Annotated in this window: 9 protein-coding genes; 6 read left to right on the forward strand and 3 right to left on the reverse strand. The window is 38.7% G+C overall.

What is annotated here, in order from left to right:
* The first annotated feature begins 92 nt into the window (after positions 1-92).
* Positions 93-1,391: an inosine/guanosine kinase gene (locus tag M899_RS07725; RefSeq protein ID WP_021270842.1), complete on the forward strand. Its 1,299-nt coding sequence runs from the start codon at positions 93-95 to the stop codon at positions 1,389-1,391.
* On the opposite strand, the gene pyrF is transcribed toward M899_RS07725, so the two are convergent.
* The 3 genes from pyrF to M899_RS07740 all read right to left on the reverse strand — a co-directional run bounded on the left by pyrF (position 1,386) and on the right by M899_RS07740 (position 7,562).
* On the reverse strand, positions 1,386-2,102 hold the full coding sequence (pyrF, locus tag M899_RS07730) for an orotidine-5'-phosphate decarboxylase (protein WP_021270857.1): 717 nt from the start codon (positions 2,100-2,102) through the stop codon (positions 1,386-1,388). The two genes, M899_RS07725 and pyrF, sit on opposite strands and share 6 nt — an antisense overlap.
* Entirely contained in the window at positions 2,089-6,504 is a 4,416-nt protein-coding gene (carB, locus tag M899_RS07735) for a carbamoyl-phosphate synthase large subunit (protein WP_021270820.1), read from the reverse strand. The genes pyrF and carB overlap by 14 nt, the downstream gene beginning before the upstream one ends.
* A 107-nt stretch (positions 6,505-6,611) precedes the next feature.
* Complete coding sequence (locus M899_RS07740) at positions 6,612-7,562, reverse strand: aspartate carbamoyltransferase catalytic subunit (RefSeq protein ID WP_021270827.1); 951 nt, start codon at positions 7,560-7,562, stop codon at positions 6,612-6,614.
* Between the two features lie 92 nt (positions 7,563-7,654).
* Here M899_RS07740 and M899_RS07745 point away from each other — a divergent pair, with 92 nt between their 5' ends.
* The 5 genes from M899_RS07745 (at position 7,655) to M899_RS07765 (ending at position 12,104) form a co-directional block, all read left to right on the forward strand.
* The gene (locus M899_RS07745) at positions 7,655-8,695 is read left to right on the forward strand and encodes a hypothetical protein (protein ID WP_034728428.1); all 1,041 of its coding nucleotides are present in this window, start codon (positions 7,655-7,657) and stop codon (positions 8,693-8,695) included.
* Entirely contained in the window at positions 8,685-9,632 is a 948-nt protein-coding gene (locus tag M899_RS17645) for a D-glycero-alpha-D-manno-heptose-1,7-bisphosphate 7-phosphatase (protein WP_021270852.1), read from the forward strand. Before M899_RS07745 ends, M899_RS17645 begins: the two co-directional genes overlap by 11 nt.
* 43 nt (positions 9,633-9,675) lie before the next feature.
* Positions 9,676-10,023 carry a hypothetical protein gene (locus tag M899_RS07755; protein WP_021270843.1) on the forward strand — a complete coding sequence of 116 codons (348 nt, stop codon included), beginning with the start codon at positions 9,676-9,678 and terminating at the stop codon, positions 10,021-10,023.
* Between the two features lie 89 nt (positions 10,024-10,112).
* Complete coding sequence (locus tag M899_RS17650) at positions 10,113-11,045, forward strand: biosynthetic peptidoglycan transglycosylase (protein WP_021270830.1); 933 nt, start codon at positions 10,113-10,115, stop codon at positions 11,043-11,045.
* Positions 11,046-11,075: 30 nt separating this feature from the next.
* Positions 11,076-12,104 (forward strand): lipoate--protein ligase, encoded by a 1,029-nt coding sequence (locus tag M899_RS07765; protein ID WP_021270941.1) that lies wholly within the window; start codon positions 11,076-11,078, stop codon positions 12,102-12,104.
* The last annotated feature ends 15 nt before the right edge of the window (positions 12,105-12,119 follow it).

Raw genomic sequence — 12,119 nt, forward strand, 5'->3', positions numbered from 1 at the left:
TATAGCTACAACACATATTTTTTTCAAAAACATTGTTGAAATAACTAGCGATGTTTTATGATAGAGCAAACTATTCAATGAGCGAGGGCCCCATGAAGTTTCCTGGTAAGAGAAAAACTAAGCATTATTTTCCCGTCCGTGATCAGGGTCGTATTCCTTTCGAGGAAAACTTTGTCGATGGTAAAAAAGTTTACGTTGTTGGGATTGATCAACTTCTTGTAGATATTGAGGCCCATGTTGAAGATAGTTTCTTAGAAAAATACAATATCCCTAAAGGGGAATCAGTTGTTCTTGAGTCAGATGTGGTGGAAGAAATCTACTGGAAACTTAAAAATGAAAATCGCATAATAGGTGAATTTGCAGGAGGAGCTGTCGGGAACACTCTTCACAATTACTCTATTCTAAGTGACGACAGATCTGTGGCGCTAGGAACAATTTGCGATACTATCAGAGTTGGTGATTACGCCTTTAAATATATTTGTTCAACTTCATCGAAAGTTGATTTTAGCTATCTTCAGCCAAGTGATGGACACATGGGAAGGGCCATGTGCTTTTTAACTCCAGATAAAGAGAGAACTTTTGCCATTGGTAAAGGGATAATGAATAATCTCACTCCAGAGTATATTCCTGAAGACGTGATTTCTGGTTCGAGTGCTCTGTTGGTAACAGCATTTTTGTTAAGAGATAAAGAGGCCCCAATGTATCAGGCCACAATCAAGGCCTGTGAAATTGCTCTAAAAAATAATGTTCCTGTGATCTTTGCTCTAGGAACAAGTTCTCTCGTTGAAGAGCGTCGCGATGAGTTTTGGGCCTTTATTGATAAGTATGTCACTATATTGGCGATGAATGAACAAGAGGCCTTGGCCCTAACACATATTGATGACCCTCTTCTTGCTAGTGAGAAGGTGTTGGATATTTGTGATCTCATTTTGTTAACTGTTGGTAAAAGAGGTCTTTATATTGCTTCATATGTAGATGAGCAAAATGCCAGAAAAACAGATGATATGATTCATACAAAATCAATTTCAGAATATAATTTATATGAGTATTCTCGTGCACAAAAGAAAATTGATTGCCATCAACCAATGAAAATTTATTCTCACATTAATCCTTATTTAGGAGGACCTGGAGAAATAACTAATACGAATGGTGCAGGGGATGCGGCCTTAGCGGCCTTGTTGCATGATATCGCGGCCAACGAATACCATCGAATGACTTTACCGAATTCACCTAAGCATAATGATAAGTATCTCACATACTCGTCAATTCACCAGATTTCTAAGTATGCCAATAGGGCGAGTTATGAAGTTTTAAAACAAAATTCTCCACGTTTATCTCATGGCCTTCCTCAAAGAGAGGAAAGCTTAGAAGAGTCTTATTGGGAATTATAGAAGTTCTTTTCTTAGAAGCTCAGTACTTTGTTCATAAGGGCGCTCTTTCGTTGTTAATGAGCGTCCCATAACAAGATAGTCGGCACTTTTTACGAAGGCCTCCTTTGGAGAGAGGACTCTTTTTTGATCGCCGATATTTACACCAGAACTAATTTCGCTTACAAGTCTTACACCCGGGCAGACAGTTATAAGTGAAGGGTATTTATTTTTAACATCACTCGCTTCTAATGGAGAACAGACAACACCATCAATATTTGTTTGATCTGCAATTGAAAAGAGACGGTCAAAGGCCTGTTCTTGTTCATTTTTATCAATGCCCCAGATCGCTTTAAAATCCTCGCCCTCGAAACTTGTAAGATAACTCACTCCCAGAAGTTTACACTCAGATAGGTATTCATTTTTAGTTTCAAGTGCTCTTTTACACATGGACTTTCCTCCCTGTAGATGGAGAGTTAGAAACTCAATAGGAAGACCTGAGAGTGATTTGATGGCCCCGCTTACTGTATTTGGAATATCGTATAGCTTAAGATCGAGAAAAATTCTTATACCAAATTTGTCATAAAGCTCTTTTACAAGGAGATGACCTTCTTTGTAGAAGGCCTCCATTCCAATTTTGTAGAATGAAAAATCTTTGTGTGATTTTCCAACAAACTCAAAAATCTCATTTCGATCCATGCCATCAAGGGCGACGATGATCTTATCTAGACTCATTTTCACTTCCAATATTTTGAAGTTTTACAGGTACTAACTCCTGATCAACAGTTCCAATTAAACTTTCGATCACGGCCAAAATATTCTCCGGTCTTGTAAAGCACGGAACTCCAAATTGAATGGCGTAGTTTCGAATAAACTCCCCATCTGACTTTGATTGTCCTTGATTTAGTGGAGTGTTGAAGACCATTCTTAGTTCACTGTCTTTAAGGGCCTCTATCATTGATATACCCTCGTGGTCACCAATTTTTCCTACGAGAGTACAAGGCAGTCCTTGTTTGGTGATATAATCATATGTTCCACTTGTGGCCATAAATTTATGGCCAGCACGATGAAGAGTCTTAAGATAAGGAACAATACTTGCTTTATTTCTGTCGGCCAATGAGAAGAGGATTGAACCTTTGTGATTTAAAGAAGGATAATTACCTAAATACGACTTTAAAATCGCATGATCTTTATCGCTATCTATCCCGAGAGTTTCCCCAGTTGAGCGCATTTTTGGTCCAAGGATAATATTGTCTTGAATAAAGCGATCAAATGGGAAAGTTGATTGTTTAACACAAAAGTATTTTGCCTTTTCTCTATCAAAATTTTCGATTTCTTTCCCACAAAGAGCGTCGGTTGCTTTTGCGGCAAGATTGAGTCCACATGCTTTACTTAAAAATGGAATTGTTCTTGAGCCTCTAGGATTGGCCTCGATACAATATATTTTTTCACCTTTAATCGCATATTGGAAATTGATGGGACCAATAACACCAAGCGCCTGGGCCAAATCTCGAGAGATATTTTTCATCTTTTGATACATTGAACTGGTTAGCATCACTGGTGGAGAGATCATTCCCGAATCTCCAGAGTGAACGCCTGCGTGTTCGATATGCTCACAAACGGTAAAAATACAATTACCATTAACATCTCTAATCAGGTCAACGTCATATTCCATTGCGCCTTCTAAGTAGTTTTCTACTTGAAAGATGACTGCAGAATTTTGAAGTTGTTCTTTTAATTGCTCTGGTAAATTTTCCAGTTCACTGTGATGGTGGAAAATGTACATACTCTCTCCACCAATAACATAACTTGGTCTGATGATCACAGGTAGACCAATTTCAATCATGGCATTGAGTACATTTTTGTGACCAGAAACTTCCATTGATTTTGTATGAGAGAGTTCGACTTTTCTTGTGATTTCATAAAATCTCTTTCTATCTTCCGTGAGATCAAGTAGGTCAAGTGATGGCCCGAGAAATTTTATATCATAAATTTCTTTTCTAAATTCGGATTCTAAATGTTCTCTAATATTTATTCCTGTTTGCCCTGAAAAAGAAGCGATGACGCCGTTTGGATTTTCATGGGCCAGAATATCGAAAAGGTCTTCTGAAAAAAGAGGAGTGAGATAAAGTCGATCAGAACTATCATAATCAGTACTTACTGTTTCTGGATTAGAGTTTAACATAATGGCCTTGGTACCATTTGTTCTTAAATGCTCACAACTTTTTACACATGAATAATCAAATTCGATACCTTGACCAATCCTGTTTGGACCAGATCCTAAGATCGCAACAGTTTCACCTTCTTGTGATAATGCAGAGGCCTCATTTTCTTTTTGATAAGTAGAGTAGAAGTAAGGTGTTTTTGCACTGAATTCTCCTGAACAAGTGTCCACCGCCTTATAGATTGGAGTGATTCCAAATTTATAACGTGTGGCCAAAATTTCCGAAAGACTCTTATCTGTAAGAAGTGCAAGATGCTTATCGCTAAAGCCCATGGCCTTTAATTCTTGAAGTTTTTGAGGGTTAAGTGTTTTATCTTCTTTAAGCTCATTTTCTTTTTCAATAAAAAGCTTCACTTGATCTATAAACCATGGAGTGATCCTTGATAGATTGAAAATTTCTTCTGTGCTCATTCCCAGTCTGAGGGCCTCAAGGACAGTCACAAGACATAACTCTTGTGGTGTTTTCAGACGCTTTTCTATGCTTTGTCTTGTTAGCGTTAATGGCGCTGATTTTAGCTGGAGAAGTGAAGGAATCTCTAGTCCCATTTCTGTTGAGCGCAGGGCCTTCATAAAGGCCTCATTAAAACTTCCCCCTAGAGCAAGCACTTCACCTACTGATCTCATCTGAGGTCCTAGGTCTTTAGAACTTGTTGGGAATTTATTAAAGGGAAAAATTGGAATTTTTAGTGCCACATAATCCAACGTTGGTTCAAAGGCCACTGGAGAGACGAGTGTGATGTCGTTTAAAATTTCTTTTAAGGTAAATCCCACTGCCAATTGAGCAGAGATTTTTGCAATAGGATATCCCGTTGCCTTTGAGGCAAGGGCCGAAGAGCGGCTCACTCGTGGATTCATTTCAATGACAACAATATCATTTTCATCAAAAGGATTGATGGCAAATTGAACGTTAGCGCCACCGGCCACGACATTCATATGTTTAGCAATTGTCAGGGACATAGTACGCAGTTGTTGGTAACAGCGATCACTTATCGTTTGTGCTGGGGCCACGGTGATAGAGTCGCCAGTGTGAACACCACAAGGGTCAACGTTCTCAATAGAGCAAATAACAACACCATTTTTATTCTTATCTACCATGACTTCAAGTTCGACTTCTTTCCATCCTAGGAGAGACTTTTCCATCGTAATTGGAAATTTAATGTCCGAATTAAAAACATCTTCTAAGTCTGCCACGTTATGAACTAGGGCCGCACCTTTTCCCCCTAGCGCGAAGTCACGTCTAATAATAAGAGGAAAACCAACTTTACTTTCCGCTAAGCTAAGAGCATGAGTTTCGCTTTCGGCCATGAATCTTTTTCCAGTTTGGTAACCAAGCTTAGTCAGTTCTTTTGCAAAGAGTTCTCTGTCCTCTGTTTTTTTAATGGTATCAACATTGGCCCCAAGAAGTTCAACGCCAAGTTCTGCAAGAATCCCTTGCTCTTCTAGTTCTACACATAGGTTAAGCGCCGTTTGTCCACCCATTGTTGACAAGACGGCATCAACATTTTCTTGTTTGATGATTTTTACAATTGATTCTTTTGTAATTGGTTCAATAAAAGTTGCATCGGCCATATTGGGATCAGTCATGATGGTGGCCGGATTTGAATTTAAAAGAGCCACTTTGAGACCGAGCTCTTTTAAAGATTTTAAGGCCTGAGTTCCTGAATAATCAAACTCAGAGGCCTGTCCAATTTTAATGGGACCAGATCCAATAAGTAGAATTTTTTTAATGGGACCATTATATTTTTTGTCTTTTGTCAGCTCTGGTAGCGGGTGCGGGAGAATATCTGGCAAATCACTTTCTTTTTTCCCACTGAGATATTTTTCAACTTCTTCAAAAAAGATCACGCCATCTTTGGGTCCTGGATTGGCCTCAGGATGGTATTGCACTGATTTGATTAAGTGGTCACTTGTACTCATTGATTCGACTGATCTATCAAAGAGTGAGCGTGAAGTGATGTGGAGTGTTTTCTTTGCTCTGTTATTATTTTTTATGGCAAGTACCGATTCTTCATCAGCAGCATAACCGTGATTTTGACTAGTGATGATAATGTCACCTGTCGCATGATCTAAAATAGGGTGATTGGCCCCACGTTGACCAAAGGGAAGTTTGATAGTCTTTGCACCTAGGGCCATTGTTAAAAGTTGGTGACCAAGGCATATTCCACGAATTGGTGTTTGGGCATCTATTAGGGCTTCCACCACTGCAATTTGATCTTTATATTCCTTCGGATCCCCCGGGCCATTTGAAAGAAATACTAGGCGAGGATTGTATTTAAGAATTTCGTGCGCACTTATATTGTACGGAACTTGCACAAGTGGCAATTTCATGGCCTTAAGGTAATCGACTATGGCAAGCTTTGTTCCATAATCAACTAGCACAATGGGATTTTCGCCAGCTAAATGAGTTATAGGTTCATGGCAAGATACTTTATCAAGATCGTTACACACAAGTGTTTGTCTATCAAACTCGTCTTTACTTGGGGCCTTTTCTTTCAAAGTGATTACACTTTTATGCTCTCTCGTTTTTGTCGTAAGATACTTTACGAGTGCTCGAGTATCGATACCGCTTAGAAGCGCAATGTTATGTTTTATGAAGAAGCTGCTATATGAAAAATTCCTAGCGATAAGTGAGCTGGCATGAATTTTATGGGATTGCATGACTTTGTCACAGGCCTCGTAGTTACCCACATGGGCCGTTGTGAAGATGATGTGCTGACCTAGGAAACTTGGGTCGCTCGCTGTTTCTTGGTAGCCGCTCATTCCGGTTGTAAAAGCACTTTCTCCCCAAATCCCTAGTGCTAAGCGAGGATCATTGCTTGGAAGGTTGATATAACCTTCGAAAGTTGTGCCATCACTAAAGTGCAAGTAGGCCTTGTTTTGTTTCAAGCTTTTTTGAAATGCTAGTTCATTCATGTCGATGATCCTCGAATTTTATTGGTGTGGAAATTATTCTTGAATTTTGTGAAAAGAAAAAATAGGCAATACGGCAATGATTAGAAATCAAAGGGAAAAAAGAAGAATTAGTAACTCGACAGATTGGCAAATGTTCCAACTGTTTTATCTCCATTTTCAAGCATAGCAAGGATAATGGCCATTCTCATTGGAATGGAGTGCTTCACTTGCTCGTGCCCGCGATAATATTGGCTTCGTAAAAGTTCCAAATCTAATTCTACTCCAATATTACATGGACCAGGGTGGTAAACTGGAACGAATTTATTTACATCTTTCATTAACTTTAGACTTAGGCCAAAGTCTTTATTGTATTGAGACAGGTCTCCAAATGATTCTTGGTGTCTCTCAAGTTGCATTCTTAATAAGTAGATAATGTCGGCTTGCTGCAAACAATCTTTAGCTTTTTCAACATAAGGAAGATTTTCAGATTTTGCGTAATTTTCACACAATGATCGTGGACCACTAATAATGACCTTCGCACCGTACATTGGCAGAAGTTTTACTAGGGAATGAGTCACTCTAGAGTGAAGGCAATCGCCCATAATGGCAATGGTTTTACCCTCGATTTCACCTTCCCATTGTTGCATCGTGAACAGGTCTAACAGTGCCTGTGTTGGATGTTCATTGGTTCCATCCCCGCCGTTAATGACCCTTAGGGGTGGATTTTGTTTCAAGGGATTTAATAGAGCGTTATCACTTGAGCGAATCACGCAAGCATTTACTCCTTGTGAGTAAAGTGTGAGCAGAGTTTCCTCTAAGCTTTCACCTTTGCTTAAACTTGATTTCTCAGCGTTAAAATCCATATGACGACCACCAAGATTTTCAATGGCCATAAAAAAAGAATGTTTTGTGCGAGTTGAATTTTCGAGAAACAAAGTGGCCACAACTGGACGAGTTGTCGTGAAATTTGTCGTTAGGCTTGTACGAAATTTGAATTTTTCCGCAAGCTTTAACAGACCATCGATTTGTGTTTTGTCCAAATCCCCGATGCTCTCGAGTATGGACGGAAAGTTTAACATGGCCGACCTTTCCAACTTTACGAAATTGTGTAAAAGTATCCTACAGATGATAGTTCAAACACGGCCTTGTGCCAAATAAATTTTTAAATTTGATGAAAACTTACACCACGATCGAAACAAAGGCCCAAAAAGAGGCCCTTATTAACGAATTTAAAGGGAATCTCTTTGAATATCTCGTGGCGTCCTTTATGGCGAGAAATCACAAAATTGAAAGGGCGTTCATTTCAAGTTTTGGCGGGGCCATGAAAGAGCAGTTTTCTCATTACGAGCAATGGCTTAGGCAAAACGAACCAGAGCTATTAAAAGAACTTCCCGTTTTGGCACAAAAAACGGCACAGGCCCTTGATGCCCATTTGCCAAAAGATTTGCAAAATATCCTCGTTATGGGAAAAATGGCCGCAGGTGCGCATGATATGACTTTCGGTGAGTGCGATATAATGGCCGTTGGTGCTCATCAAAAAGTACCCTTTTCTCTAAAGTTGTGCAAAGGGGGGGCCTTCGTTAATACTAAAAGTGCTGGTGTAAAAAGCTTTCTCTCGTCTTACTTTTCGGCCTTTACCATGGCCAATAAATACCAAGAAGAATTCTCACGCTTTATTGATGAATCATTTTTACGTATGGGTCATGAACTTTACCACATGGCGGGTCTAGAGTTTAGTGGCCGTTTTGATAGTGAGTGGACTAGTGAAGGTCATAGTGAGCTGCCAGGCCAATTACCGAGTCCCATGCAAAAAGTTGTCCTACAAACATATTATGATCTCGCGCAGAAACTTCACTTCTATCTATTAGAGCTTTACAAAATTGATGCGCAAAAATTTGCAGCATGCTTATGGCCATTAATTGGTCAACGTGACAATGAACTCATTCAGGCCACTTGTTTTCATAAGAGTATGAGAAAAGATGGTATTGAAAAAAAATATCAGCTTAGTGGACTTTTAGTCCATAAACACGAACGTAATGATGATGCTAGTGTTGCAGTCGAGATTATTCCCATTAAAGATAGTATTAGTTCTTTTGAAATTCATTTTAGGGGCCTTATTTTACAAATTAGAATTAAGCCGATGAATAAATTCACGACGGCCTCTTATAAAGTCAATTGTTCAATCAAAGAAAGAGAGATTCATGACAACTAAGATATTTCTTATCAACTGTTCTTCTTCTGTAAGAAAGGCCGTGGAGCTCAATTATCCTGAACTCGTTCTTTGTGATGATTCGAGTTCATTTGATGGGGGAGTTGTTCTTGAGAGCATTGATCGTCTTGATTTTGATCTAGAGGCCCTTGTGGCCACAAATCAAAACACTTCGTTGGTTGAACTGCAAAATAATGATAAAGGTTTCGCTCTTGATAAAATGGGGAAATTGACTTCTTTGGATTCACAGAAACTCTATGTTGATTCTTTTTACCACATTGGGGCCTATCGATTGATGGATCGCGATTCACTCACTCATTTGAAAGATGTAAAAGATACTTTCAGTGCCCTCATTGGGGCAACTGGTAGTAGAGAGTTTTCGCGTTCTGAATTTAAAAAGGCCCTCTTTTTGGATCGTGATGGTATTTTAAATCATGATGGGGGCTATTTATTTGAATTTGAAAAAATGTCATTTTATGATGAAATTACTGAGTCATTAAAACTTTTCAAGGCCCATGGCTATGATATCTTTGTTATCACAAATCAGTCAGGCATTGCCCGTGGGTACTATACTGAAGATGATGTGAGAGAACTTCATAAAAAGATGCGTGCACATTTTGAAAAACTAGGTGTTGTCATCTCTGCGTTTTATCACAGTTGTCATCATCCTGAAAAAGGCGTTGAGAACTACAAGGCCAACAGTTTTACCCGCAAGCCTTATCCTGGCATGGTCTCTATGGCCATGAGAGAATTTCCCATCACCCTTGTTGATAGCGTGATGATCGGTGATAAGAAAAGTGATCAACTTATGGCCTTTCCCGGAACAACTTTTCATATGAAAAGGCAGTATGATCTTTCCAATTCAAGTGCACAAATTTTTGAAAACTACGAGGAATTAAAAATGTTTCTTGCCAGTAAGTTTTTTAAAGGTCAAAATTGATTTAAATTCTTTTGTCAGGTTTTTCGTTTTAAATGGAGTTAGAATGAAACTTGTGTTTTTAATCTTATGTGCATTTTTTCTTTCTTTTGCATTTCATTCAGAAGCGCGCGATCTTTCAGTGAAGGAAAAGCTTTCATTAATAAACTACGAACGCAATCAAGAAGTTCTTGAAGAACTTGTTGCTAATATTAGAGCTAATGACTTATCGATTCCAGAATATCTCTCTTTTCAAATTCATAAGAAAGGCTGCCTTCCAGTGCGCGGTTTGAAGGAAAAAATTGAAAGAGAAAATGATGAATACAAAGATCAATCACTTTTATTGAAAGAGCTTGATTCAGTTTGTGCACAATCAATTTCTGGCATTGCTAAATTGTATCTTCTTTATAAGTAGTTGATATTTCATTATACCCCTTAAGGTTTCACGGCCGCCTTGATTTTTGCTACAATTGGAGGGCCGTAAGAGATACTTGAGGAGGAATGATGAAAAAAGCAATGCTTATAACCTTTGGGGTTATGACCCTTGCCCTATTATCTCTGGCCTTTTACTTGTTTTCACTTGTTCCAAGGGCCGATATTGAGAAATTGCAAAATGGTTATGTGGCCTACTCTATTGAAAAAAACAAAGAGGCCAAGGTTAGTTATAAAGTCGTAACAAAAAAACCTAAAACTTGGAAATCTCTAAATCAAATCTCACCTCATCTTGTAAATGCCGTTTTGCTAAGTGAAGACTGGAGCTTTTATGATCATGATGGTGTCGATTATAAACAAGTGGCCGAGGCCCTTGACGATGGTTTAAATGGTAAAAAGTTAAGAGGGGCCTCAACTATTTCACAACAAGTTGTTAAAAATGTTTTCCTCTCAAGTGAGAGATCCTATTGGCGCAAGCTCAAAGAAATGGGGATTACTTTTTGGTTAGAATATAAATTATCAAAAGATAAAATTTTAGAAGTCTATTTAAATATTGCTCATTGGGGTGAGGGAATTTACGGCGCAGAGGGTGCTTCACGCTTTTATTTCTCAAAGAGCGCAGGTGCACTAAATCCTCTTGAGGCCGCTTATTTAGCAACTCTACTGCCAAGTCCCGTTCGATATGGTGAATCATTTCGTAAAAAAGAGCTGACCGACTTTGCACGCAATAATATCAATTCTATTCTTGATAAAATGGTGGTGGCCAAGAAACTTTCGGCGGAAGACGCTTACCGCTATAAAAGAACACCTCTTTTTAGGGAGGATTCGATTATAAAAAAACAAAAGCGTAAATTCTCTAAAAAGAAATTATATCATGATGGTAATGAGCTAGAAGGTTATTACGCTCATGACCCAGATTCACTTGTCAAAGAGAATATAAAGTATGACGATGACGCTCTTGATGAGAAATTTGAAATTAAAGATCAAGAATTCTCACTTGAATAGGCCCTAAAAATTGTGTTGGAGTTACAGTTGATGCAAGATGCTGTTAAAAAAGTTCGTGTTCTTATAGCTGATACATTTGATCCTTGGTTTAATTTGGCCACAGAAGATTGGATCTTTAGAGATATGGACCCTGAGGTGCCCACTCTCTTTTTATGGCGCAATGACAATACTGTTGTTATCGGCCGTTTTCAAAATCCATGGACTGAGTGCAATGTTCAAAAAATGGAAGAAGACCATATTAAACTGGCCCGTCGCCAATCTGGTGGTGGAGCAGTCTTTCACGATCTAGGCAATACCAATTTTACATTCTTAAATTCGAGGTCGAGTTACGATAAAGAAATAAATAATGGAATCATCATCAATGCTCTCGCGGCATTTGGAGTCAAGGCCATGGCCTCTGGACGAAATGATATGGTAGTAGAAGATGGTGAAGATATAAAAAAAATTTCAGGCTCGGCGTTTAAAGAAACAAAGGATCGTGCATTTCACCATGGCACACTCCTTATCAATGCCGATCTTTCAAAGCTTGCAAAATATCTTAATCCCAATAAGAAAAAGCTTGAATCAAAGGGAATTAAATCTGTTCGCCAGCGTGTGACAAATTTGCAAGACGTGAACAGTGGTATTACTCACGATGCGTTATGTGAGAGAATCATCGAGGAATTTTTCAGTCATTATGGTGTACGCTGTGAAGTAGAGCATCTCGATTATGAGACTATTAAGACTGTTAGCGCATTACAAGGTCATTATGAAAAATTAAAAGACTGGAATTGGCGCTTTGGTGAAACTCCTAAATTTACCCATTTTATGGAAGAGCGCTTTAGTTTTGGTGGATTTGAAATTCATCTTGATTCTCATAAAGGTCTCATCACTGAAAGTAAGATCTATTCAGACTCTTTACATCCTGAAATGGTGGAGTTTTTGACGGGGGCCCTAAAAGGCAAGGTCTATGCACCTGAGGGTGTAGAAGAGGCCATTTTGGAAACTAAAATAGAGTTGCCAATGATTGGTGAATATCTTGATGAAATTTGTCTTTGGATGAAAGAGCAGGTCAGATAATTTAACTTGCTAGTG

The organism is Bacteriovorax sp. BSW11_IV, assembly GCF_000447755.1.
Lineage (GTDB): Bacteria > Bdellovibrionota > Bacteriovoracia > Bacteriovoracales > Bacteriovoracaceae > BSW11-IV.

Excerpts from the sequence above, each read along its gene's own strand:
- M899_RS07725 (WP_021270842.1), top strand. The coding sequence starts at position 93 with ATGAAGTTTCCTGGTAAGAGAAAAACTAAGCATTATTTTCCCGTCCGT.
- pyrF (WP_021270857.1), bottom strand. The coding sequence starts at position 2,102 with ATGAGTCTAGATAAGATCATCGTCGCCCTTGATGGCATGGATCGAAAT.
- carB (WP_021270820.1), bottom strand. The coding sequence starts at position 6,504 with ATGAATGAACTAGCATTTCAAAAAAGCTTGAAACAAAACAAGGCCTAC.
- M899_RS07740 (WP_021270827.1), bottom strand. The coding sequence starts at position 7,562 with ATGTTAAACTTTCCGTCCATACTCGAGAGCATCGGGGATTTGGACAAA.
- M899_RS07745 (WP_034728428.1), top strand. The coding sequence starts at position 7,655 with ATGAAAACTTACACCACGATCGAAACAAAGGCCCAAAAAGAGGCCCTT.
- M899_RS17645 (WP_021270852.1), top strand. The coding sequence starts at position 8,685 with ATGACAACTAAGATATTTCTTATCAACTGTTCTTCTTCTGTAAGAAAG.
- M899_RS07755 (WP_021270843.1), top strand. The coding sequence starts at position 9,676 with ATGAAACTTGTGTTTTTAATCTTATGTGCATTTTTTCTTTCTTTTGCA.
- M899_RS17650 (WP_021270830.1), top strand. The coding sequence starts at position 10,113 with ATGAAAAAAGCAATGCTTATAACCTTTGGGGTTATGACCCTTGCCCTA.
- M899_RS07765 (WP_021270941.1), top strand. The coding sequence starts at position 11,076 with ATGCAAGATGCTGTTAAAAAAGTTCGTGTTCTTATAGCTGATACATTT.